Origin of the sequence: Flavobacterium sp. UW10123, assembly GCF_040538975.1 — a bacterium.
Lineage (GTDB): Bacteria > Bacteroidota > Bacteroidia > Flavobacteriales > Flavobacteriaceae > Flavobacterium.
On the sequence record NZ_JBEWQE010000002.1, the window covers coordinates 409,369 to 434,713 of the forward strand.

Below are 25,345 nucleotides of genomic sequence, written 5' to 3' on the forward strand. Positions count from 1 at the left end.
TGATTAACTATTTTAGTTTTAAGTCTAAAATGCCGTGCAAAGATAGGTTTATTCAGTCAATCGTTTGTTTGAATTGGCTTTTATTTGGCAAAAACCAATTTGTTATACTTGCAATTGGCTTTTTTAAATCAGTCTTTTTCAATGTTTGCTTTAACAAAATCGGTTACTAAATAACCAATTAATTTACCGATTAAGTTATTGTTCGGAGAATTGTCTAAATCTGGCGCACCTTCGCAAATATGCAAATAAGCTGCATTTTTATGTTCACCAAAGAAAGAAACGAACTGTCTCAGTTCTTCGACAGAAAATCCGCTTATTGTCATAGCGCTACTGGCAATATTTGGAATTGCATCAAGATCAATTTCGATTCCGAAAGCATCATTTTTAATAAAATCCAAAGCCGTAATCATTTCACGGTTAAAGTCTTTTTCTTTTCTAATATTGACGCTGTCATAGGTGTTATATCGAACACGATCCTCCAATTTTTTTATAATGTCCAAAACGCTTTTGGAAGTGTAATTTTCGTGAAGCCCAAAAATGAAATATTTCTTTAAAAAACCTTCTTCATAAGCGTATGAAAATCCATTTCCGCTATGACGACCTTCTAAAATTCTAAAATCAGAATGTGCGTCAAAATTTACGGCGTTTACAGGTTTCCCTTTTGCAAGAGCAGCGCCTTTAATATTTCCGTAAGCATTGTTATGGCCTCCGCCAATAATAATTGGAGTTTTTCCAGCTTTGATTATGGTAAAAATAATATGGGATACTTCTTTGTCTATTTTTTCAACCAGCTGACTTAATTTTGAACGATCGTCAATATCATTAAAGTCAAGATTTTCTACTTCACGCATTTCATTTGCAACATTAATTTGTCCTAAAACAATAATGTTGCTTCCTTTGCAAAAACGATTATGCTGAATGTTTGCAATGCTTTTTATAGCACATTGCCATGCAGAAGCGGCTCCAGGTCTTCCGTAATTGGCTCGAACGCCAATATCTTCAGGAATTCCTAAAAGAACATACTTTGCTTCGCTTTCTTTGAGAAAATTAACTTTGTCAACTCCAGAAGGAATGACAATCATCTTTTCTCCGAACTTTAATTCACCACTTCTATGATTTGTGACTTTTGCTAAATCATTTATAGTGAAAGGGATTAATTTTTCCATGAAAAAAATTTATTTTCCAAAAATAATATAATTGTAGAAACTTACGTTATTACCTTATATTAATTCTTAAATTTGTTATTAAAGAAAATTATTTAAATATGGAAAACCCAAAGAACAACAATTCAAGTCTAAAGGCGGTAATCGCAGTTTTAGCAGTCCTACTGATCGGTAGTTTAGTGTATATTTTTAAATTGTCTTCTGATACAGAGGTAGTTAAAACCGAGCTTACAACAACTTTAACTGAGAAAGAATCTGTAATGAAAGATTTACAGGAGTTAAAAGCGACTTATGATGCTGCTATTGCTGAAAATACTTCTATGTCTGATGAATTGATCCAAGAAAGAGATAAAGTAGTAGCTTTAATGGATGATTTGAACAAATCTAAAGGAGATGTTTCTAAATACAGATCTCAAGTTCAGGCAATGCAAAGCAAAATGAAAACTTTAGTTGCTGAAAACGATGAGTTGAAAAAACAAAATGGTGTTTTAACTACTCAAAGAGATAGTACTATTGTAGTTTTAGGAGAATCTAAAAAATATAATGAAGTATTAGTTGGTCAAAACGAAGAATTAGCTAAAACTGTAGAAAAAGGTTCTAAATTATCTGTATTAAATACTAAAACTTCAGCTTATAAATTGAAAAGCTCTGGGAAACAAATCGAAACAGATAAAGCAAGCCGTGCTGATATGTTGAAAGTTAGTTTTACAATAGCTGAAAATCAAATTGCAAAATCTGGAGATAAAACGTATTATGTTCAAGTTATCGATGCTAAAAACAATGTTTTAGGCGAAAAGAAAACAGAAAACTTTGGAGACAATACATTAACTTATAGCTTTAAAACAACAGTAAAATACGAAAATAAAACTGTTCAAGTTAGTGAAGATTTACCAGGAAAAGATTTCGCTAAAGGAACTTACTTTATCAATGTTTTTGATAATGATGAGTTAGTTTCTAAAACTAGTTTCAGTTTAAGATAATTCTGCCGAAGGGAAAAATACCACTTAGATATTAAAGGTCTGTGATTTTCACAGACCTTTTTTTATGGTTGATTTTAAATGGTTGAAAGAATTATTCTAAAATTTTTCCTTCCACAAAAACAGATTCAATAAGATTGCTTCCAAATGCGTAAGGAATTTGGTAGTAAGAAGAAATAGGTTTTGTTAGAATCAGATTGGCTTTTTTGCCTTTTGTGATACTTCCATGAGTTTCTGAAAGTCCCATTGCGTATGCTCCGTTTATTGTTGCTGCGTTGATTGCTTCTTCTGGAGTCATTTTCATTTTAATACACGCCGTTGCAACTACAAAATTCATATTTCCGGATGGAGTAGAACCAGGATTAAAATCTGTTGCTAATGCTATTGGTAAACCAGCTTTTATCATTTCGCGGGCAGGAGTATACGGAATGCTTAAAAAATAAGAACATGAAGGTAATGCAACAGGCATTGTTTCGGTTCCTTTTAATGCTTGAATATCTTCTGGGTTCATTATTTCTAAATGATCTACAGAAAGCGCGTTAAATTTAACTCCAGCCTGAATTCCACCAATTGAATTAAATTGATTGACATGGATTTTTGGCTTTAAGCCAAATGCTAAACCTGCTTCCATTATTTTTTCGGTTTCTTCTACAGAAAAATAACCGCTTTCACAGAAAGCATCTACATAATCGGCAAGATTATTTTTTGAAATTTCAGGAAGCATTTCATTGATTATTTCATCAATATATCCTGCTTTGTCGTCTTTGTAATGAGTAGGAAACGCATGTGCGCCTAGAAATGTCGCTTTGATTGCAATAGGGTAGTTTTCTGCCAGTTTTTTAATAACTCGAAGCATTTTTAATTCTCCATCAACAGTTAAGCCATAGCCAGATTTAATTTCTACAGCTCCGGTTCCTAAATGCATTACTTCTTCTAAACGGATTTTAGATTGCTCGTAGATTTCTTCTTCAGAAGTTTCATTTAATTTTTTAGCCGAATTAAGAATTCCACCACCGCGATTTGCAATTTCTTCATAAGAAAGTCCGTTGATTCTATCTACGAACTCTTGTTCGCGATTTCCTGCATAAACAATATGTGTGTGACTATCGCACCAAGACGGAAGCACAACTTTTCCTGTTGCATCAATTGTTTTGTCGGCATTTATTTTTGGAAGATTATCCATTGAGCCGAAATCTTCGATTAAATTGTCTTTTAAAACTAAAAAAGCATTTTTAATTGTTGGTAAATTAGCCATTTCAGAACCTGAAACTTTAGCAATTGAAGTTTCGCGAACCTGTAGTAACTCTTGTATGTTTGTGATTAAAGTGATCATTTTTTATGGGATATATGTAAAAACACAAATTTCACAAATTTTCACGGATTAATATGTGAAAACTTGTGAAATTCGTAAAAATGTTTTTCTCTAAAGATTATTCAGAAACTGTTATTTCGAATATTTTGTCCCAATATTTACCTGTAACAAAAATGGTTTTAGTAGCAGGGTTGTAGGCTATACCGTTTAAAACTTCAGCATTTTTGCTTTTTACAAATTTGCGTAGTCCAGATAAATTGATAATTCCTTCAACTGCACCAGATTTTGGGTCTACAACCGCAATGGCGTCTTTTTGCCAAACATTAGCATAAAATTTCCCATTGATTAATTCTAATTCATTTAATGCTTTAATTTTTGAACTGCCAGAATAAACATTGATGTAATCAATTAGTTTTTGATTAGCAGGATCCATTTTCCAAATTTTCTCTGTTCCATCAGAATGGTAAATGTATTTATCATCATGCGTCATTCCCCAACCTTCAATATCTTTATCGTATTTGAATGTTTTTTCCAGTTTAAAAGTTTTAGCATCATAAATAAAACCAGTTTTTTCCTGCCATGAAAGCTGATATAATTTTCCATTGAAGAAAGTGATTCCTTCTCCAAAATATTCTTTCGGAAGATCAACTTGTTTGATTACTTTTCCAGTTTTATAATCTACTTCCCTGAAGTATGAATCTTCTTTTTGTCCCGTACTTTCAAAAAGTCTTCCATCGTGAAATTCTAAACCTTCAGTAAAAGCTAAAGAATCGTGTGCAAAAGTATTTACGATTTTATAATTTAAAAGTTTTGGTTCAACATCTGAAACAACTTCAATTCTTTTAGTAGCATCAGAAGAATCTCCTCCAAAATAAACAGTAGCTTTTAGGTATTGATAACCTAATTTCTGATCTATTAATTCAAATCTAAAGTTTTCTTTGCCTTTTGTACCTCCAACTCTTTGGTCGTTTATGAAGTAAGCAACGCTGTCGATTTCTTTCGAATTTGGGTTTAAAATTCCAATATTAAGCACTTCTTTTTGTGTAAAATGAGCTGGAAAAGCAGAATCGTCGATAGTAAACAAAGAATTTTCACCTTTTTTTGTATCTCCACATCCGATTAATGTGATTCCTAATAAAATGACAGCTAGGAAGTTATATTTTTTCATAGTTTAAAATTTCAATAAGCCAATATACGATGTTATTTTTATAGCAACAAAGCTCTTGCAAAAATATAAAAAGATTGTATATTTGCACCGGCAAGTCCTACACGACCAGCTCCTGCAGACTCCCCCAGGATGGGAACATAGCAAGGGTACGTGGTTGAGCGGTGCGATGTAGGTCGCTTGCCATTTTTTTTAGAATAAATTTAATTTGTAATCTTCCTTTCAGGAGGATTTTTTTATTTTTGACCCAATCTGAAGTTAGATGTTATTGGTTAAAAGTTAACATTGAGCATTTTATATACTGTTCAAAATAATACGATTCTCCAAAACTTATAACTCATAATCCATAACTTATAACTTAAAAAAATGAGTAAAGTCGTTTTAATTACCGGAGGATCATCAGGAATTGGAAAATCTATTGGTGAATTTTTACACCAAAAAGGTTTCGTTGTTTACGGAACGAGCAGAAATCCCGAAAAAGTTCTGAATTCTATTTTCCCTTTGGTTGCTTTAGATGTCCGAAATGCAGATTCTATAAAAACGGCAGTCAATAGAATTATTGAAACTTCTGGAAGATTAGATATTGTAATTAACAACGCTGGAGTTGGAATTACGGGGCCTCTTGAAGAAATTCCGACGGAAGAAATTCGAAATAATTTTGAAACAAACTTTTTCGGACCTATTGAAGTTATGAAAGCTGTGCTTCCGCAGATGCGTAAACAAAATTCGGGACTTATTATAAATATAACTTCAATTGCGGGTTATATGGGACTTCCGTATAGAAGTGTTTATTCTGCTTCAAAAGGAGCTTTAGAATTAATTACAGAAGCTTTAAGAATGGAAGTGAAGGCTTTTGGAGTTGAAATTACGAATGTTGCGCCTGGAGATTTTGCAACCAATATTGCTGCTGGCCGTTACCATGCTCCAGTTATTAAAGATTCAGCTTACGAAAAAGTTTATGGGGATATGTTGGCAACGATGAACGATCATGTTGACGCAGGAAGCAATCCGAACGAAATGGCAGAAGCCGTTTATAAAATCATTCAGACCAAAAAACCGAATGTGCATTATAAAGTTGGTGCTTTTATGCAGAAGTTTTCGATTGTGTTGAAACGCGCGCTTCCAGATAAAATGTACGAGAAGATGTTAATGAATCATTATAAGTTATAAATCGCAATTAATTACTTGATTTTAGATTTAAATCACAAATTGATTTGATTTTTGAAATTGTTATTGGTATTGATTTCGTAATTTTGCAGCTGCGTTTGCGTGAGGGATAGAAGTAAACTACCGAAGTAGTACGGATAGCCCGACCGGATTTGGAAAAGGCGCTTGTAAGCGGTTTGATTGGTGCGCCTTTTGCAAATCTGGTCACGCCCTGAATAAATCAACACAATTTAAATAATATAAATTATGAAATTTTTTATTGACACAGCTAATTTAGCTCAAATTAAAGAAGCACAAGCTTTAGGTGTTTTGGATGGTGTAACAACTAATCCGTCATTAATGGCAAAAGAAGGAATCACTGGAAAAAACAATATCCTTAAGCATTATGTTGATATTTGCAATCTTGTTGAAGGTGATGTAAGTGCTGAAGTTAATGCTCTTGACTTTGACGGTATGGTTAAAGAAGGCGAGGAGCTAGCTGAATTGCATGAGCAGATTGTTGTAAAACTTCCTATGACTAAAGAAGGTGTTATGGCAGCTAAATATTTTTCTGATAAAGGAATTAAAACTAACGTTACTCTTGTTTTCTCTGTAGGACAAGCGCTTTTGGCTGCTAAAGCTGGAGCAACTTATGTTTCTCCGTTTGTTGGACGTTTAGATGATGTTTCTACTGATGGATTGAACTTGGTTCAGGAAATTAGAGAAGTTTATGATAACTATGGTTACGAAACTCAAATTTTAGCAGCTTCTGTGCGTCACACGATGCACATTGTAAACTGTGCTAAAATTGGTGCTGATGTTATGACTGGACCTCTTTCTGCAATTTATGGTTTATTGAAACACCCATTGACAGATATCGGTTTAGCTCAATTCGTAGCTGACTTTGAAAAAGGAAATAAATAATCCTTAGTTATTTACAAAATTAAAATCGTCTTTTTTCTAACGAGAAAAGACGATTTTTTTTACTTTTATATTGAATCTTAAATAGTTAAATATGAAAGTTGTCTTATTTATGTTGTCATTTTTTGTAGCGAGTTTCTCGATAAGCGCCCAAGCTGCTAAAGTTATAACTTCTGTAAATGAAGCGGGAGATGTTGCAACTTATGAGTTGGATTGCTCGGTTAAATTTCAAACTCTCGCTAAGGGTCTTCGGTATAATATTACGAGACATGAATTTAAAGGATCAGAATTGAAGAATACGTATCGGCTTTTATTGGTAATGGACGGATTTTATTCGAAAACGCTAAACAGCGAGATGACTATTTCTGCTGTTTTAAGTGACGGAACAGTTATTGAGGCTAGAAAAACTATAGAAGATGACGGTTTTTTTGATGGGGCTTGTACGTTAAAGATTAAGGACCCTCAGGCGCTTTTAAATGCTAATATAGACAAAGTAATTGTCCATGCGGACAAAGATGTAGTTTATCCTTTATCGGCACAAAATAAAGCTGTTTTTAAGAAGAATTTGAGTAATATTATTAATGCGAAGTAAAAGGCTCAGTGGTCCAGAGTTGCAAAGGCTCAAAGGTTTTTTTCTTTTGCAATAAAAAAAATCCAAATTCCGATTGGTAAAATTGGAATTTGGATTTTTATATATTGGAGTCTTTTAATTTTTAGTGTCCGCCACCAGCGCTTTCAATATGGCTGATTCCTTGTTTTTTCAAGATTTTAGGGCAATAGAAACCGTAGAATCCTAAATATGCAAAACCAATAAGTGGTACAATGTATGAGAAATGTGTGTATGTGATGCCGAAAATTCCGTTTGGATTTGTTGCATCTAAATCACAAATACTTCCTTGTAGCAATGGTATTACTCCTCCACCAAGAATCATCATAATCAAGAAAGAAGATGCTTTTCCTGTGTTTTTTCCTAATCCAGCAATCGCTAAATCGAAGATTGAAGGCCACATGATAGATAAGAACAATCCTCCAGAAATGAAGAAGAATTTAGCAATTTCTGGGTCTGGCCAAGCCAATCCTAATGCCATCATTGTTAATCCTGAAATTCCGAAAAGCATTAATGTTTTTCCAGCGTTTTTTCCACCAACAAAACTTACCGCAATAAATAATAAAATCCAGATTGGGTAGATGTAGAATGAAGAAACATCGTGAGCGGCAAATATATTTGCTCCGATAATTACTCCAAATGCTAAAGCAGGAACAATAAACTTAAGTGCAGTATTTACTAAGTTTGAAGTGTTAAATACGTTTGCTCCACCATTCCAACGGCCGATCATTAAACTTCCCCAATAAAGAGCAATAAATGGTGCTACTGCATCTTCTAAGATATTTCCGAATTCGTGAGTATGCAGTAAAGCAGGTAAATTACTGATGATAGTTACTTCAGTTCCTACATAAATAAAAATCCCTAACATTCCCAAGTATAGTTGCGGGTAGTCAAGAATATTGAATTTACTGTGTTTGTCTTTAATGATTGCTTCTTCCTCTTTAACAGGATCTTCAATTTTAGAAAAATTCATAAAAACTGCAACAGCAATAAAGGCAAGACCTAAAATGATAAAAGGCAATTTAATATCTTCTAATGAAAGAGCTGTTTTTTTGTTATCTCCCATTCCGAATAAAGCAATACCTAATAAAATTGCTCCGATAGTTGTTCCAAAAGAGTTGATTCCTCCTGCAAGAGTTAAACGGTGTGCTCCAGTTTCTGGACTTCCCATTTTAATGGCTAAAGGATTTGCTACAATCTGTTGGATTGAGAATCCTAATCCTACTGTAAATAAAGCAGTTAAAAAGAAAGGGAAACTTTGAATTGTAGCTGCTGGAACGAATAAAAACGAACCTACAGCAGACAAAATTAATCCTGCAGATAAGGTTCTTTTGTAGCCGTATTTTTGTAAAACGTCTACTTTTAACGATACGATAAAGAATATAATTGATCCAACAAAATAAGCTGCATAGAAAGCCCATGCTACTAATTGAGATTGTACTTGCGATAACGTAAATACTTTTTTGAATACTGGAATCAGGATGTCATTGGCTGAACCAACAAAACCCCAAAAGAAGAAGACGATTATCAAAGAGATAAATTGCCCCCATTTGGTTTGCACATTTTCTGAACTCATAATAATAAGGTTAATTTTTTATTTTATTGTTTTTTGAAGACCGTAAATATATTTGTTAGGATTATCAAAAAAAAATAAAAAGGTATAAATAATGTTAAATTTAAACCAACGGCTGTGTTTTTTCAACAAAGTGTTAATTTTAACCTACTTAGAAAATGTAATTCGCAATTGTATTTATTCCAATATCTTATTTTTAACTTCTTTACTGTAGTTTCTGCCTATCGGAATGTTGTAAGATTGTATTTGAACGCGGTTTCCTTCTATAGATTTCACCTTATTTAGTGCAATTACATAGGATTTGTGGATTCTAAGAAAGCGGTCTGCTGGTAATTCTTCTGATAGTGATGTAAGAGATTTATGGGTAATATAGGTTTTATCAGGAGTGACAACTTTTATGTATTCTTTCATTCCTTCAACGAATAGAATTTCTTCAATATTGATTTTCATCATTTTTTTATCGACTTTAATAAAAATATGAGAATCACCTTTTGAGGTTTCAACTTTAATATTGTTTTTGAGATTGTATTCGGTTGTAATTTTATTGATGCATTTTATAAATCTTGGTAACGGAATCGGCTTGACCAAATAATCCAATACATCCAAATCGTAACTTTCGGCTGCAAATTCTCTAAAAGCAGTGGTGATAATAACTTTGGTCTTGTTTTCAATAAGACTGATAAGTTCAAAACCAGTCATCATAGGCATGTTAATATCTAAAAAGACGGCATCTACAGGAGTACTGTTTATAAAATCGAGCGCCTCTAGAGAGTTAGTGAATGTTCCAATAACCTCAAAGTCTGTAAAATTGGTAAAATAGTTTTCCAGAACTTTAATAGCTAAAGGCTCATCATCAATTAACACACATTTAATTTTCATTCTGAGTTGGTATTTGTAATCTGATTATGTAGAAATTTAGTTTAGTGGTATGTTTAAGACTAAAATTATTCCTATAAATCAGTTTTAGTCTCTTTTTTGTATTTACCAAACCGATTCCTCTTTTTGGATTATGATTTTGTGAAATTACAAAATTATTTAAGATTTCAAAATCAAGTGTTTTATTGTCCAAAACTCTACAATTGATCTTTATTTTTAAATTTTTATTGTTTAATCCGCCATGTTTAAAAGCATTTTCAACTAATGAAATGAAGATTAGTGGCGGAACAACAACATCATCAATATTAGATTCCAAGTTTATAGTTACTTCAACATTTTCAAAACGAAGCTTTTCAATTTCAATATAATTCTGGATATAATCGATTTCTTTTATAAGCGGAACAAACTTGGTGCCTTTTACATCATACAAAACATATTCCATCAAGTTTGAAAGTTTGATAATTACGTCAGGAACTTTTTTTGAAGATTCTAGCGATAAAGCATAGAGATTATTTAATGTGTTAAAGAAAAAATGAGGCTGAATCTGATTTTCAAGATACTTTAGTTTAATCTTAAATTGGTTTTCTCGTAAAGATCTATTTCTCTCTCGTTCTTTTAACCAGGTTAAAGTAAGATAAACAGATGAAGCCATTGCTAGTACGTATAACTCTCCGATGCAAACGGCAACAATATGGTTAATTTCAAAAGGATGATATTCTCTGTTGGCTTCTGGCCAGATATTTTCAGATATTATATAATAAGTAAGAGCTGTTTTAGCCAAATAAATCGCAAATAGGCTCAGAAGCAATAAAAATGTATACATAATATATTTTTGCTTCAATACATATTTTGGAACTAAAACAAATAAATTCAGATACACTAAAGGAATAACCAGTGAAAACTCAATTAAGTTTGATTTGAATGAATATGGATAATCATTAAAGTATGCGCCCCATCTTAAAAAGTTTAAAGTAAAATATACTCCCCAAAACCAGACATGATTTTGCAGTTTGATATCAAATTTAACTTTTCTTATTTCTTTCAACTGATTATGAGTATTTAGGGAATTTTGGTTTTTCTTAACAATATTGAAATATTGTGCAACTTTAAACAATTAACTGCAAAATGCCAATTTTTTTGAATAAAATTTCGCAAAAAAAGGATATTGGTGTCTAATTTTTCTATTAGAACGTTTTCGTAAAGCGTATTATTGAATGATTTATGTCGTTCGTTTAAATTTTATTGCTGTTGGTTTAATTTATTTTTTTTAACAATGCCTTAAGAATAATTTTACTCCATAACTAACAAAATAAAAATAAACATGAAAAAAATTTTCTTAATCTTTATGATTGTTTTTACGGCGCAAGTTTCTCTTGCACAAGTAAAAAATGTCAAAGGTGTGATTACAGATTCTGAAGGTATGCCATTACCAGGAGCTTCTGTTTTGGTACAAGGAAGTCAAAAAGGAACAACTACCGATTTTGACGGATTGTATACGATTGAAGTTCAAAAAGGACAGACATTAGTTTTTAGTTATGTAGGTCTTGGAACACAGAACATAGTTGTAGGCGATGCTGCTACAATAAATGTAAAAATGGTACAGGCTGCATCAAATGCGCTAAATGAAGTAGTAGTAACTTCATTGGGATTAAAAAGATCAAAAAAGACTTTGACTTACGCAGCCCAAGAAGTTAAAGGGGAAGAGGTAACAAGAGTAAAAGATGCTAACTTAATGAACAGTTTATCTGGTAAAGTTGCTGGTCTTATTGTTGGAAAAAGTTCGGCTGGAGCTGGCGGTGCAGCAAAAGTGACAATACGTGGTAACTCATCTGCGACAAATAACCAGCCACTATATGTTATTGATGGGATTCCAATGTTAAACTCTAACTCATCTCAAGCAAATCAGGTTTTTGGTGATACAGCTGGAGGAAATAGAGATGGTGGAGATGCAATCTCTATGATGAACCCTGATGATATTGAATCCATGACAGTTCTTAAAGGAGCTTCTGCAGCTGCTTTATATGGTTCTCAAGGAGCAAATGGTGTTATCGTAATTACAACTAAAAAAGGAAAAGAAGGAAATGTAACAGCGTCTTATAACGCGAGTGTATTTGTTGATAATGTAGTTTCATTACCTAAATTTCAAACTAGTTATGGTGCAGCGCCATCATCTGACAAAACTTGGGGTGATCCTAAAAATTCTCCTGACCACGTAAAAGATTTTTACAATACAGGTCTTACTATGATCAACTCTGTATCTGTAAATGGTGGATCTGATAAAATGTCAACTAGTCTTACTTATGCAAACACTAAAGTTGACGGTGTAATTCCAACAAACGAGTTTAAGAAAAATAACATTGCACTTCGTCAAAGCGTTAAATTATTTGATGATAAAGTAACTATTGATGGTGCGATATCTTATGCAGAGCAAAAAATTATAAATAAACCAACAAACGGATTGTACTTCAACCCATTGACTGGAGTTTATTTATTTCCAAGAGGAAATGATTTTAACGATTACTATAAAAACTTTGAAGTATTTGATCCAGCAAGAAACTTGATGACTCAAAGATGGCCTTCTCAAACTTCGGATATTATTCAAAATCCAGGTTGGATCTTAAACAGAAATCAATCTATTGATAAAAACCAATCGTTAATTACTTCTGCAGCTATTACATATAAAGCAACTGATTGGTTGAGTATTAAAGCAAGAGGTGGTTATAATAAATTTGATAATATTTTTGATAAGAGAATGTATGCTGGTACAAATGAAACATTGGCACCATCTACAGGTAGATATATTTATTCAGATAGTGAAAGTGATCAATTGTATGGAGATTTAATTGCTACTATCAATACAAAATTCAGTGAAGATTTTTCATTCAGTGCTAACCTTGGTACGAGTATCACAAAATCTACGATCAATGATGCTTACATCAGCGATTCAGGTCAAAAAAATGGACTTGTATATGCAAATTGGTTTAGTACAGGAAACTTTGTATCTGCAGAAAGAAATGCTCATACTATTGGAGGTAAAAAAGAAGTTCAATCACTTTTTGCAAGTGCAACTATTGGATACAAAGACATGATTTATCTTGATTTGACTGGAAGAAATGACTGGTCATCAACTTTGGTAAATACAGATAATTTAAGTTTCTTTTATCCTTCAGTAGGTCTATCAGCTGTCTTAAGCCAAATGGTATCATTCCCTGAGGCGATTAGCTATGCAAAAGTTAGAGCTTCATTTGCTCAAGTGGGTAATGATATTTCTCCTTTCTTAACTTCACCAGTAAATACTTTAGTTGGTGGTATTCTTACACCTCCAATAGTTGGTCCACAACCAGGAACTTCTTTGAAGCCAGAAATGCAAAATTCTTATGAATTTGGTACAGAATGGAGATTCTTAAACAATAGAATAGGATTTGATTTTACTTACTACCATAACGAAACTAAAAATCAATTAATCACGTCTCCAGCACCAATCCCAAATACTACAGGATATACTAACTATGCATTTAATGCAGGAAGTATTGAAAATAAAGGTTTTGAGATCACAGTAACTGCTAAAGCAATTCAAAATGAGAATTTCTCTTGGGATCTTGGATTGAATTATGCTTCAAATAAAAATACAGTACTTGATTTAGGTACAGGTGCTAATGGAGAACTTAATACAGTTATCTTGACTAATGGTGATCCAAATAGTTACAGATACGTTATGAAAGAAGGACAGCCATTCGGAACGATTCAAGGGAAGAATATTTTGAGAAATGCACAAGGTCAAATGTTGCTTGCTGGTTCTGGAAATGATGTTAGAGTTCAAAAAACGGACTGGGTAGACATGGGAAGTTCAAACCCTGATTTTATGCTAGGTTTTTCAAACTCTTTCAAATACAAAAAAATATTCTTAAATGTGCTTATTGATGGAAGATTTGGTGGTAATGTAATGAGTATGACAGAAGCAATGCTTGATTCTTATGGTGTATCTAAAGCTAGTGGAGATGCAAGAGCTGCGGGAGGAATTAAGGTAGATGCAATTGATGCAAACGGAGTTCCGGTAACTACAATGTCTGCGCAGAATTACTATAGTTCAGTTGGAGATAGAGCTGGTGCTACTGGAGAGTATATGTACAAAGCAACAAATGTTAAATTAGGAGAGCTTTCTCTTGGATATACTTTTGATTTCAGTAAAACTACAATCTTCAAAGCAGTGAATGTTTCTCTTGTTGGTAAAAACTTATTTTTCTTCTACAAAGATGCTCCGTTTGATCCAAACGTAACATTAAGTTCGGGAGAAGGATTGCAAGGTGTTGATATTTTCGGATTGCCTTCAACAAGAAGTATTGGTGTTAATTTGAATTTAACTTTCTAAAATAACTAATAAAAGGACAAAACCTTCTGGTTGTTGTAAGACTCTTGTTTGTTGATTGAATGTAGAAATAATGTAAAATAGCAAACAATTAAACCCTTGAATGGGGTGGCTTATAAATCAATAAAAATGATTTTAATTAACGATAAAAATTCACAGATGAAAAATAAATTATTAATATTAGGTTCAGTTTTAGCTCTTGCATTAGGGAGCTGTACAGGTGACTTTGAAGATATAAACACCAATGAGAGTGGCTTTAGCAACGAACAATTGGAACAAGATTTTAACCAAGTTAAAGCGCCTCTTAAAACAATGCAGAGAGGAATGTATATCTTGGTTGCCGATGATTGGCAGGGAGATATTCAATTTAACTTAAATGCCGATATCTTTTCAGGATACATGGGAACACCTCATGATTTTGAAGGAAACGCAAATAACTCAACATATGCGCTTTTGGATGGATGGAATGGTGCTGAATGGGTTCAGAAGTACCAAAAGGAGATGGTAAATGCTTATAATCTTGAGAAATTAACAAAAGAAAAATATCCTCAGTTTTATGCTTGGTCTTTAATCTTAAAAGTTTATGCAATGCATAAAACAACAGATTATTACGGACCAATCGTATATTCAGGTTTTGGAAATGCTGATGGATCAACTCCTTATGATTCTCAAAAAGCGGTTTATGATCAATTTTTTACAGAGTTAAAAACTGCGATTGATATTTTAACTCCAAAAGCGGCAGATGCTTCTGCAACTTTCTTTGCGGCAGGAGACGCAACAGACGGAACTACTGCATCTGGAAATATTCAGAAATGGGTAAAATTTGCTAACTCTTTAAGATTACGTTTAGCATTGCGTATTTCTAATATTGATCCTGTAAAAGCAAAAGCTGAAGGAGAAGCGGCATTGGCTGGATTAGGAGTGATTACTTCTAATGCTGATAATATGGCTTATATTGCTGAGCATCCTGTTAAAACATACACTGGTCCTTGGGCAGATATCAATGCAGGTGGAGCAATTACATCTATTATGAATGGTTATAATGATCCAAGAAGAGATGTATTTTTCCATAAAGCTACTGGAGGTGTTTATCAAGGTATTAGAATGGGAACTTTAGTTGATGCTAATTATAGAACAGCAAAAGCTGATTTATTCTCTAAAGTTGGACCAATCGTTGAGAATAATTTGATTCCTTGGTTTAATGCATCTGAATCTTATTTCTTAAAAGCTGAAGCAGCATTAAAAGGATGGAATGTTGGTGGATCTGCTCAGTCACTTTACGAAGCAGGAATTGCAGTTTCATTTGCTCAGTTAGCAGCAGGTGATGCGTCTACTTACATTAATGACGATACTTCAATGCCAGCAAACTTTACTGACCCATTAAATGCAGCGAATAATATTGCAGCGCAAAATTTAGTGACAGTAAAATGGTCAGAATCGGCTTCTAATGAAGTTAAACTACAAAAAATTATTACTCAAAAATGGATCGCTGGTTTCCCTGACGGTCAAGAAGCTTGGGCTGAGACAAGAAGAACTGGATATCCAAAATTATTCTTGCCAGCAAATAACTTCTCTGGAGGAAAAATTCCTAATGGAACTTTTGTAAGAAGATTGAATTTCTATGTAAATGAGAAAACTTCGAATCCAACAGGTTACGCGCAAGGTGTTCAGCTTTTAGGAGGTCCTGATACTGGAGCAACAAGACTTTGGTGGGATACTGGAGTAAACAAATTCTAGAAAAAAAATGGAATATTAAGTTTGGTTAGTGGTATGGTATAGATGGTGAAAGCTGTTTATACCATTCTTAAAACCAAAATGGTAAATACTACAAAAAAGGAAAAAATGAAAAGTGCTTTAGAAATAAAACCTGATATTAGTTACAAAAGCGCTGGGAAATTTGAAGAAACTCGTTTTGAGAAAATTCATAACGAAATCTTCAAAAATTCTATTGAAGCTTCTGTAATTGTGGCGCATGAAATTGCGCAGCTAATTAGATCTAAGCAAGAAAAAAATAAACCTTGTGTTTTAGGTCTGGCAACAGGTTCTTCTCCTATCAAAGTTTATGAGGAACTAGTGAGAATGCACAGAGAAGAAGGACTAAGTTTTAGCAATGTAATCACCTTTAATCTGGATGAATATTATCCAATGACTAAGGAAAACAATCAGAGCTATCATTATTTCATGCATGAACATCTTTTTAATCATATTGATATCAAACCTGAAAATATTAATATTCCTGATGGTACAGTGGGAATTGATGAAATTAATCAATATTGTATCGATTATGAAATGAATATTAAAAACGCTGGCGGTCTTGATTTTCAATTGCTTGGAATTGGTAGAACAGGACACGTTGGATTTAACGAGCCTGGTTCTCACATCAATTCAGGAACAAGAATTATTACCTTAGATCATATCACAAGAGTCGATGCTTCATCTGCTTTTAACGGTATAGATAATGTGCCGAAACGTGCCATAACAATGGGGGTTTCGACCATTATGAGATCAAAACGTATTGTTTTGATGGCTTGGGGACAAAACAAAGCCGATATTATCAAAAGAACTATTCAAGGAGATATCAGTTCAGAAGTTCCTGCTACATTTTTACAAAACCATCCCAATGCAACCTTTGTTTTAGATCAGTCAGCAGCATCAGAATTAACTCGTTTCAAAACGCCTTGGTTAGTAGGCGAATGTCTTTGGACTCCTGAATTAAAAAGTAAAGCAATTGTTTGGCTTTGTCAAAAAACAAAACAATCTATTTTAAAATTGACTGACCGTGATTATAACAATAACGGAATGTCTGATCTTTTGGCTCAAGAAGGTTCTGCTTATGATATGAACATTAACATGTTTAATATCCTACAGCATACTATTACTGGTTGGCCAGGAGGAAAACCAAACACAGATGATTCATTTCGTCCAGAAAGGGCAAATCCGGCAAAAAAGAGAGTAATTCTTTTTAGTCCGCACCCAGATGATGATGTGATTTCTATGGGAGGAACATTTTCTAAGCTAATCAAACAAGGACACGATGTTCATGTAGTGTACCAGACTTCAGGAAATATCGCAGTTTCAGATGATGAAGCGTTAAAATTTGCAGAAGTAGCCAGTGATTTTATTGGAGAAGGTCAAGCAGATATCAACTTCAAATCGGTTATTGAGTTTTTGAATAACAAGTCTGAAAATCAAATCGATTCTTTGGAAGTTCGAAAATTAAAAGGATTGATTAGAAGAAGAGAATCTTACGGAGCAACAAGATACATCGGACTGAAAGATGAGAATACGCACTTTTTAGATCTTCCTTTTTATGAAACAGGGCAGGTTAAAAAAAATCCGTTAGGACCAGAAGATATTGCGATTGTAAAAGATATCATTGCTAAAATAAAACCACATCAGGTTTTTGCTGCTGGAGATCTTGCTGATCCGCACGGAACTCATGAGGTTTGTTTAAATGCCATTTTCGCTGCATTAAAAGAACTTAAACCAGAACCGTATATGAATGATTGCTGGTTATGGTTGTACAGAGGTGCTTGGCACGAATGGGATATTCATGAAATTGATATGGCTGTTCCGTTAAGTCCGTCTGAAGTTTTATTAAAACGTCATGCCATTTTACACCACCAGTCTCAAAAAGATAGGGTGATGTTTCAAGGAAATGATTCTCGTGAATTCTGGGTTAGGGCAGAAGATCGAAATAAAAACACAGCCGTATTATATGATGAACTAGGTTTGGCTGAATACGAAGCGATTGAAGCCTTTAAACGTTTTGATTACTAAAAAAATTCGATTCGTTTTTTAATGAATCAAATAGCAAAATTCAGATTGATCTCATTGCAAAAGTGAGGTAAAAGCTGAAATCATTCTGAGTTTTGTTTTTTTATATAAATTATTAGGATACTTATTTAAAAACTATCCAACCAAAAAAAAGAAAAATGAAATATCTATTTGTACTATTATTTGCAGGTATATCGGCAGGAGCTCAAGTCCAGAAAGAGCAGCTGAACCTTATGCCTTGGCCTCAGAATGTTGTTATTAATGACGGTAATTTTAATTTAAGCAAAAATTTTAAAGTAAACATTACAGGAAATCCAAATCCAAGAATTTTTGGAGGAGTAACTCGTTTTTTGCGCCGTTTAGATGGTAGAACAGGTATATTTTTCGAACAAGGTTTTATTGAAAAGCTAAATGAAGTTCCAAATGCAGAATTACAAATTAATTGTACCAAAAGCGGTAAAATTGGTTTGTATGAAGACGAAAGTTATCATTTAGATATTACTTCAAACAAAATTACATTGAATGCTTCAAGCGATTTAGGAGCATTACATGGTTTGGAGACATTATTGCAAATGCTTCAGAACAATTCAAAAACATTTTATTTTCCAGTTTCAAAAATTGCAGATTTTCCAAGATTTACATGGAGAGGTTTAATGATGGATGTTTCAAGACATTTTCAGCCTATTGATGTAGTTAAGAGAAATATTGATGCATTGGCCGCAATGAAAATGAATGTTTTCCATTGGCATTTGGTTGACGATCAAGGTTGGAGAATCGAAATGAAAAAACATCCAAGGTTTACGCAAGTAGCTTCAGATGGAATGTATTACACACAAGAGGAAATTAAAAATATCGTAAAATATGCCGATGAGCGTGGTATTTTAATTGTTCCAGAAATAGATGTTCCAGGTCACGGATCTGCAATATTAACAGCTTATCCAGAAATTGGAAGCAAAGTGATTACGCTGACAGGAGGAACATCCGAAAAAAATATTCAAGGTACAGCAATCGCTACCTATGGAATTGAAAGAAATGCTGGTATTTTTTCACCAACATTAGATCCTTCAAATCCTAAAACATATCAATTATTAAGCGAAGTTTTTGATGAGGTTTGTCCGTTGTTTCCAGGAGCTTATTTCCACATTGGAGGAGATGAAAACGAAGGAAAAGATTGGGATGCAAATCCTAAAATTCAGGAATTCAAAAAGAAACATAATTTAAAAAACAACCACGAACTGCAGACGTATTTTACAATGCAGTTAGCTCCGATGTTAAAGAAACACGGAAAACAGTTGATGGGGTGGGAAGAAATTTTGACTAAAGATTTATCAAAAGAAGCTATTGTGCATTCTTGGAGAGGTCCAAACGAAGGAATGCCAGCAGGACAATCTCTTGTAGATGCTGTTAAAAAAGGATATAAAACAGTTTTATCAAACGGATATTATATCGATTTGATGTATCCAATTGCAAGCCATTACCTAAACGACCCAATGCCAAAAGGAGCTAATTTAACTAGTGACGAAAAAGCAAGAATTCTAGGTGGAGAAGCGACAATGTGGACAGAATTGGCCACACCGACAACTATTGATTCAAGAATTTGGCCAAGAACTGCAGCAATTGCAGAAAGATTGTGGTCGGCAGAAGATGTTGTTGATGTTGAGAATATGCGTAAACGCTTAGAAAATATTTCTTTTAGATTGGAAGAATTGGGTATTACACATATCCGAAACAAAGATGTGATTTTAAGAAATATTGCAAACAATCAAGACATCAAATCATTGGAGGAGTTCTCTTATGTAAGTGAACCATTGAAAGGATATACTAGAAATAAAGGCGGAACAGAATACCAAATGTATTCTCCGTTTACCTTATTTGCAGACGCTTGCGGGCCAGACGCAAAAGATGCTCTTGCATTTGATGCAGCGGTAAGCCAATATTTAGGAAATAAGTCGGCAGATAACAAAGCCAAAGTAGCTGCATTTTTTACGAAGTGGATTGCAGTTCACAAAGGATTAACAGAATTAAGCAGTAATGCGCCATTGGTGCAACCAATATTACCATTGTCTAAAAAACTAAATGATGCTTCTCAGGAATTGTTATTGGTTTTAGATAATAAATCAACTTTAGCGCCGGCAGATCTGAAAAAATTGATTGAACAATGCAATACAAAAGATCATGCAGATGTAGAACTGTCTGTATATGAGAGTTTAAAGAAATTAATTTAGAGTTGGATTTGAATTAGTATTTAGTACGTTTTTGAGTTACTAATGTTTTTTTAGAGTGTTGATTATCTCTGCCATATTTATGGCAGGGGTAATTACAATTTTGAAGCCTTTTTTTAGAACGATATATCAGATGTTATCAATAATAATTAATATAAACAATAACCAATAACGGAGTATTAACCTTTAAAAAACCAAATAGAAAGAATACAACAAAACATGACAATAAAAGAGTATAGATTGATGAGTCGTCCCAAATTTATCATTTGTATTTAAGATTAATTTTTTAAAAAATTATAAATAAATATCAATCACTACTATTGGCTAATGATTATGTAAAAATCAGTAATAGTAATATTTATCTATAGAATTTAATTTGAGTTTATTTCCAATCGACAGCAGCCTTCCAACCTGCGGTTGAGCGAAACCCAGAAGCGTAACGCAGCTGTGGCCCAATTACTTATTTTCTATTAACTAATATTTATTAATTATGAAACATTATTACAGATTGCTCTTTTTGTTACTGTTTCCCTTACTTGCGTTGGCACAACCAGCCCACGGAAAAAAAGTAGTAGGGTATTATGCGCAATGGTCTATTTATGCTCGGGACTTTAATGTTCCGAAAATCGATGGAAGTAAATTGACGCATTTAAATTATTCTTTTTATGGGACAACTTATGATCCCGCACATCCTGAGAATACAAAATTAAAATGTTTGGACACTTATGCTGATTATGAGCATATGGAAGGTGGAATTCCGTGGGATGCACCAGTAAAAGGAAATTTTTATGATTTAATGAAATTGAAAGAAAAGTATCCTCATTTAAAAATTTTAATCTCTGTGGGAGGCTGGACAAAAGGTCAAGATCTTTCTCCAATTGCTGCAAGTCCTGTAGCAAGAGCGGCTTTAGCAGCAGATATGGCAAACTTCATTACTACATATCCGTTTATTGATGGTTTCGACATCGACTGGGAATATCCACTTTCTGGCGGAACTGACGGTACAGAAATAGTAAATGGTGCGCCTGTTCCTCCACAAAAATATAGCCCAGACGATAATAAAAATTTAGTGCTTTTATTAAAAGCAATGCGTCAGGCAATGCCAAATAAATTGGTTACAATTGCTGCTGGTAACAATGTTAGAAATGTTGCTAAACAGTATTTAGGACCAAACAACAGAGCACAATACGGAATGACAGAAGACATTTCGACTTATTGTGATTACATTACTTATTTCGGGTATGATTTTGGAGGTAACTGGTATGATAAAACCTGTTACAATGCTCCTCTATATGCAAGCGGAAATCCAAATGATCCATTGTATGGTGCAGCACAATCTGAATCATTAGACGAATTGACGAATCAATATTTAAATGTAATTGGTTTTCCTGCGAATAAATTAATCATGGGATTGCCTTTCTACGGAAAAAAGTTCGATAACGTTGCTGCAAATTCTACAAACGGATTGTTTGTTTCAGCACCAAGATATGTAGTTCCTGGATGTACGAACCCACAAAACCCAACAGGAACATGGGATGGTTCTGGGGCTTGTGAAAAATCTGGAAGTATCGAAATCTGCGATTTAGTCGGAAATCCAGTTACCAATTCGCATGCTTATTTAGATCCAAATACAATGCAGGTTACTGCAAGTGCAGCTTCGGCAGGATGGGTGAGATATTGGGATAACACTACAAAAGTTCCTTATTTATATAATGCTACTAGAAAAGAGTTTATTTCTTACGAAGATAAACAGTCAATGGACTTAAAAGTTCAGTATATAAAATCTAGAAACTTAGCGGGAGGTATGATTTGGGAATTATCTCAAGATACGAGAGGTGCAATTCCAAATTCATTATTAAACCAAGTCGATACTTCATTTGGTAGCGTTGTTCCAGGAACTGTAAGTATTGCGGGTTCTGTTAAAAACGGAGCAACTTTAGTTACAAACGTTACAGTTGAATTGCGAAATGCAAGCAATGCAGTAATTCAGACAGTAGTTTCTGCAACAGGAAATTTCACATTCAACAATTTAACTTCTGGGCAAAACTATTCGTTAACAGCAGCAAAAGCTAGTTATACTTTTGTTCCTGTAAGTTTAACGAATGTTACAGTCAATCAGACAGGCGTTACAATCAATGGATCACAGCCAGCTTATACTGTAAGCGGAACCGTTCTAGACGGAACAACAGGAGTTTCTGGTGTAACAGTTTCTGCAGTTTCTGGAACTACAACATTAACAGGAGTTTCAAATGCAAGTGGAGCTTATAGCGTAGCAGGATTAACAGCTGGTTTAAACTTTACAGTTACCGCTGCAAAATCTGGATTCTCTTATACTCCAGCATCAACAGTTTACAATGCAATTGATGCCAACAAAACATTGAATTTCACTCAAGGAGCAGCAGTGGTAACGTATACTGTAAGCGGAACAGTTCTTAACGGAAGTGCTCCAGTTTCTGGTGTAACAGTTACTGCATCTTCTACAGCTGGAAATGTTACTGCGACAACCAATTCAAGCGGAGCTTATTCATTGACTTTAGCTTCAGGTGGAACTTATACCGTAACGGCTGCTTTAACAGGTCAAACATTTACACCAGCTTCAACAGTATATTCTAATTTGAATGCTAATAAAACATTGAATTTTACTCAAGATGTTGCAACAACTACAAGTAAAATTAGCGGAACAGTTAAAAACGGAACTATTCCTGTTGCAGGTGCAAAAGTAGAAATCGTTTTGCCATGGACAGATAATGCACATCCGTGGAAAAGTGTTTTGGCAACAACGGATGCACAAGGAAAATACAGTTTTGATAATTCTGTTACAGACGGTTATACAACCATTACAAGTTTAAAATTAAATACTTGGTCAAATGGAGAAGTAAATTATTACCCAAATAATTTGGTAAACTTTCCTGTTCCATCAACTCCAACAGTTTACAACTTTAATACAAGTTCAACGGCTAAAGCAGCATTAGCGGCAGCGACAAACTTAATCAGCGGAACTGTGAAAAATGGTTCTACGCCTGTAGCAAATGCCAAAGTGGAAATTGTTTTACCTTGGACAGACAACACACACAACTGGAAAAGCGTTCTGGCAACAACAGATGCATCAGGAAATTATACTTTCGATAATTCAGTTGTAGCAGGTTATACACAAATTCTAAGCTTGAAATTAAATTCTTGGCAAAATGGGGAAGTAGCTTATTACCCAAATAACTTGGCAAACTTCGCAGTTCCAACAACGCCAACGGTTTATAATTTCAATACACAAACAACAGTTGTGACTAAGCCAGTGGTTGCCATTACAGCTCCAACAGCTTCGTCGATAGCTATAAACTTAGGATCATCAATTAATTTTGTGGCAACTGTTGGATTAAGTGCCGCAGATGCGACTACAATCTCATCTGTTGTATTTAGTTTAGACGGACAAACTATAAGTGCTACTAATTCATCAGGAACTTATACATCAGTTTGGACACCAGTTGCCAATCAGTTTGGAGTTTCTCATACCTTAACGGTTACAGCGACTGCTTCAAACGGACAAACAGATTCAAAAACTTATACTTTTACATTAACTTGTTCAGGTGCAAACTGTCCAAATACATTAGCTGTAATTACTTGGAATTCGCCATCAAATACAACCGTATATCAAAGTTCTTTCCAAGCGGTGCCAATTTCAGTTACAGCTGTTGACAGCGACGGAACAGTTTCTGGTGTTACCATTACCATAAACGGCGGTACATTTAATATGACAGCTGGTACAAATAATACTTATACGTACAATTTTACGCCAACTGCTTATCAGGATTATCCAATTGTAATCAAAGCAACAGATAATAAAGCTGCTGTGACTACTTTAAACAATACTATTAAAATTGCTACAATAAGTGGTAATAGATTTATTCCGCTTCCGTCTAAAATTATTTTAGGATATGCGCATTCTTGGGAAAATACTTCAGCTCCATTTTTATATTTTTCTCAAATAAAGGGAAGTAAGTTTAATGTTGTGGATTATTCTTTCGTAGAAACAGTTAATCGTGATGGTTATACACCAATATTAACTACAAATGACGCTAGATATTTGACCAATGGCGTTTTCGATAAGCAATTATTGAAAAATGATATCAAAACTTTAAGAGATAGCGGTGTTCCTGTTATTGTTTCTATTGGAGGTCAAAATGGTCACGTTGTTCTCGAGAATGTAACTCAGAAAAATATTTTCGTTAATGGTTTAAAAGCGATTATTGATGAATATCAATTTGATGGAGTTGATATTGATTTTGAAGGCGGATCTATGAATTTTAGCGCAGGAGGTTTAAGAGATATTTCTTATGCGGGTATTTCTGCTTATCCAAGATTGAAAAACGTAGTAGATGCTTTTAAAGAATTAAAAGCGTACTATGGTCCTGGATTCTTATTGACTGCAGCTCCAGAAACACAATATGTGCAAGGAGGATATACGACTTATACGGATACTTTCGGTTCGTTCTTGCCTATTATTCAAAACTTGCGTAACGAATTGGATTTGTTAGCGGTACAATTGTATAATACAGGAGGAGAAAACGGATTAGACGGTCAATATTATGGCACGGCTAAGAAAGCAAACATGGTTACAGCCTTAACTGATATGATCATAAAAGGATATAACATTGCTTCAACAGGAATGCATTTTGATGGCTTGCCAGCTTCAAAAGTTCTTATTGCATTGCCAGCTTGTCCAAGTGCAGCAGGTAGCGGATATCTAACTCCAACAGAAGGAATTAATGCTATGGATTATTTAAGAAACGGAACCAATTTTTCTGGAAGAACATACACGATGCAGCCAGGCGGTCCATATCCTTCTTTAAGAGGGTTAATGACTTGGTCTGTAAACTGGGATGCCTCTTCTTGCGGAAATTCATCTGAATTGTCTAAAGCATATGCAGCTTATTTTGCATCGCAAGGCACAGCAAAAACATTGGTTGTAGAAGATATTACGCCTGAGAGTAATGCAACTGTTGCTTATTTTAGAAATAATACACTATCTGTTGCTAATGACACAGGAGATATTGCTCAAGTTGATGTATTTAATACGATAGGACAAACTGTTACAAGTCATAGAAATATTCAGAACAACAAAGAAGTACTGCTAAATAGCCCAAGTTTTGCTAGCAAACAGATTTTTGTTGTGATCGTAACAGATAAATCTGGACACAAAAAGTCATTGAAAGTAATGAACTTTTTAAACTAAAATAAAAGAATTG

Annotated in this window: 15 protein-coding genes and 1 other RNA gene; 10 read left to right on the top strand and 6 right to left on the bottom strand. The window is 34.0% G+C overall.

Annotated features, from left to right (window positions below; translation table 11 throughout):
• Positions 1 to 128 precede the first annotated feature (128 nt).
• The gene (locus ABXT06_RS04125) at positions 129 to 1,166 is read right to left on the bottom strand and encodes a formimidoylglutamase (protein ID WP_354589606.1); all 1,038 of its coding nucleotides are present in this window, start codon (positions 1,164 to 1,166) and stop codon (positions 129 to 131) included.
• Positions 1,167 to 1,264: 98 nt separating this feature from the next.
• Here ABXT06_RS04125 and ABXT06_RS04130 point away from each other — a divergent pair, with 98 nt between their 5' ends.
• Positions 1,265 to 2,143, top strand: a complete 879-nt coding sequence (locus ABXT06_RS04130) for a DUF8428 domain-containing protein (protein ID WP_198856302.1) — start codon at positions 1,265 to 1,267, stop codon at positions 2,141 to 2,143.
• A 91-nt stretch (positions 2,144 to 2,234) separates the two neighbouring features.
• Here the strand turns inward: ABXT06_RS04130 and hutI are convergent, their stop codons facing one another.
• Together hutI and ABXT06_RS04140 are read right to left on the bottom strand one after the other, a co-directional pair.
• On the bottom strand, positions 2,235 to 3,473 hold the full coding sequence (gene hutI, locus ABXT06_RS04135; RefSeq protein ID WP_354589607.1) for an imidazolonepropionase: 1,239 nt from the start codon (positions 3,471 to 3,473) through the stop codon (positions 2,235 to 2,237).
• 97 nt (positions 3,474 to 3,570) lie between these two features.
• Positions 3,571 to 4,620 (bottom strand): glutaminyl-peptide cyclotransferase, encoded by a 1,050-nt coding sequence (locus tag ABXT06_RS04140; protein ID WP_354589608.1) that lies wholly within the window; start codon positions 4,618 to 4,620, stop codon positions 3,571 to 3,573.
• Positions 4,621 to 4,708: 88 nt separating this feature from the next.
• Between ABXT06_RS04140 and ffs the strand changes: the two genes are divergently transcribed.
• From ffs to ABXT06_RS04160, 4 genes are all read left to right on the top strand, one after another.
• Positions 4,709 to 4,806, top strand: an RNA gene (gene ffs, locus ABXT06_RS04145) — signal recognition particle sRNA small type.
• 177 nt (positions 4,807 to 4,983) lie between these two features.
• On the top strand, positions 4,984 to 5,787 hold the full coding sequence (locus ABXT06_RS04150) for an SDR family oxidoreductase (protein ID WP_354589609.1): 804 nt from the start codon (positions 4,984 to 4,986) through the stop codon (positions 5,785 to 5,787).
• A gap of 243 nt (positions 5,788 to 6,030) precedes the next feature.
• Positions 6,031 to 6,687, top strand: coding sequence for a fructose-6-phosphate aldolase (fsa, locus tag ABXT06_RS04155; protein ID WP_354589610.1), 657 nt, complete (start codon positions 6,031 to 6,033; stop codon positions 6,685 to 6,687).
• Between the two features lie 91 nt (positions 6,688 to 6,778).
• Positions 6,779 to 7,276 carry a hypothetical protein gene (locus tag ABXT06_RS04160; protein WP_354589611.1) on the top strand — a complete coding sequence of 166 codons (498 nt, stop codon included), beginning with the start codon at positions 6,779 to 6,781 and terminating at the stop codon, positions 7,274 to 7,276.
• A 121-nt stretch (positions 7,277 to 7,397) separates the two neighbouring features.
• Here the strand turns inward: ABXT06_RS04160 and ABXT06_RS04165 are convergent, their stop codons facing one another.
• From ABXT06_RS04165 to ABXT06_RS04175, 3 genes are all read right to left on the bottom strand, one after another.
• Positions 7,398 to 8,867 carry an MFS transporter gene (locus ABXT06_RS04165; RefSeq protein WP_354589612.1) on the bottom strand — a complete coding sequence of 490 codons (1,470 nt, stop codon included), beginning with the start codon at positions 8,865 to 8,867 and terminating at the stop codon, positions 7,398 to 7,400.
• Between the two features lie 174 nt (positions 8,868 to 9,041).
• Positions 9,042 to 9,743, bottom strand: a complete 702-nt coding sequence (locus ABXT06_RS04170; protein ID WP_354589613.1) for a LytR/AlgR family response regulator transcription factor — start codon at positions 9,741 to 9,743, stop codon at positions 9,042 to 9,044.
• Complete coding sequence (locus ABXT06_RS04175) at positions 9,733 to 10,785, bottom strand: sensor histidine kinase (protein ID WP_354589614.1); 1,053 nt, start codon at positions 10,783 to 10,785, stop codon at positions 9,733 to 9,735. Before ABXT06_RS04175 ends, ABXT06_RS04170 begins: the two co-directional genes overlap by 11 nt.
• A gap of 276 nt (positions 10,786 to 11,061) precedes the next feature.
• Between ABXT06_RS04175 and ABXT06_RS04180 the strand changes: the two genes are divergently transcribed.
• The 5 genes from ABXT06_RS04180 to chiA all read left to right on the top strand — a co-directional run bounded on the left by ABXT06_RS04180 (position 11,062) and on the right by chiA (position 25,332).
• Positions 11,062 to 14,109, top strand: coding sequence for a SusC/RagA family TonB-linked outer membrane protein (locus ABXT06_RS04180; RefSeq protein ID WP_354589615.1), 3,048 nt, complete (start codon positions 11,062 to 11,064; stop codon positions 14,107 to 14,109).
• A gap of 156 nt (positions 14,110 to 14,265) precedes the next feature.
• Positions 14,266 to 15,843 (top strand): RagB/SusD family nutrient uptake outer membrane protein, encoded by a 1,578-nt coding sequence (locus ABXT06_RS04185; RefSeq protein WP_354589616.1) that lies wholly within the window; start codon positions 14,266 to 14,268, stop codon positions 15,841 to 15,843.
• Positions 15,844 to 15,948: 105 nt separating this feature from the next.
• Positions 15,949 to 17,886: a glucosamine-6-phosphate deaminase gene (nagB, locus tag ABXT06_RS04190; protein WP_354589617.1), complete on the top strand. Its 1,938-nt coding sequence runs from the start codon at positions 15,949 to 15,951 to the stop codon at positions 17,884 to 17,886.
• A gap of 155 nt (positions 17,887 to 18,041) precedes the next feature.
• Positions 18,042 to 20,108, top strand: a complete 2,067-nt coding sequence (locus ABXT06_RS04195) for a beta-N-acetylhexosaminidase (protein ID WP_354589618.1) — start codon at positions 18,042 to 18,044, stop codon at positions 20,106 to 20,108.
• Between the two features lie 487 nt (positions 20,109 to 20,595).
• Positions 20,596 to 25,332, top strand: a complete 4,737-nt coding sequence (gene chiA, locus ABXT06_RS04200; protein WP_354589619.1) for a T9SS-translocated chitinase ChiA — start codon at positions 20,596 to 20,598, stop codon at positions 25,330 to 25,332.
• Positions 25,333 to 25,345 lie beyond the last annotated feature (13 nt).

Excerpts from the sequence above, each read along its gene's own strand:
- ABXT06_RS04130 (WP_198856302.1), top strand. The coding sequence starts at position 1,265 with ATGGAAAACCCAAAGAACAACAATTCAAGTCTAAAGGCGGTAATCGCA.
- fsa (WP_354589610.1), top strand. The coding sequence starts at position 6,031 with ATGAAATTTTTTATTGACACAGCTAATTTAGCTCAAATTAAAGAAGCA.
- ABXT06_RS04170 (WP_354589613.1), bottom strand. The coding sequence starts at position 9,743 with ATGAAAATTAAATGTGTGTTAATTGATGATGAGCCTTTAGCTATTAAA.
- ABXT06_RS04185 (WP_354589616.1), top strand. The coding sequence starts at position 14,266 with ATGAAAAATAAATTATTAATATTAGGTTCAGTTTTAGCTCTTGCATTA.
- ABXT06_RS04160 (WP_354589611.1), top strand. The coding sequence starts at position 6,779 with ATGAAAGTTGTCTTATTTATGTTGTCATTTTTTGTAGCGAGTTTCTCG.
- hutI (WP_354589607.1), bottom strand. The coding sequence starts at position 3,473 with ATGATCACTTTAATCACAAACATACAAGAGTTACTACAGGTTCGCGAA.
- chiA (WP_354589619.1), top strand. The coding sequence starts at position 20,596 with ATGAAACATTATTACAGATTGCTCTTTTTGTTACTGTTTCCCTTACTT.
- ABXT06_RS04165 (WP_354589612.1), bottom strand. The coding sequence starts at position 8,867 with ATGAGTTCAGAAAATGTGCAAACCAAATGGGGGCAATTTATCTCTTTG.
- ABXT06_RS04180 (WP_354589615.1), top strand. The coding sequence starts at position 11,062 with ATGAAAAAAATTTTCTTAATCTTTATGATTGTTTTTACGGCGCAAGTT.
- nagB (WP_354589617.1), top strand. The coding sequence starts at position 15,949 with ATGAAAAGTGCTTTAGAAATAAAACCTGATATTAGTTACAAAAGCGCT.
- ABXT06_RS04195 (WP_354589618.1), top strand. The coding sequence starts at position 18,042 with ATGAAATATCTATTTGTACTATTATTTGCAGGTATATCGGCAGGAGCT.
- ABXT06_RS04150 (WP_354589609.1), top strand. The coding sequence starts at position 4,984 with ATGAGTAAAGTCGTTTTAATTACCGGAGGATCATCAGGAATTGGAAAA.
- ABXT06_RS04125 (WP_354589606.1), bottom strand. The coding sequence starts at position 1,166 with ATGGAAAAATTAATCCCTTTCACTATAAATGATTTAGCAAAAGTCACA.
- ABXT06_RS04140 (WP_354589608.1), bottom strand. The coding sequence starts at position 4,620 with ATGAAAAAATATAACTTCCTAGCTGTCATTTTATTAGGAATCACATTA.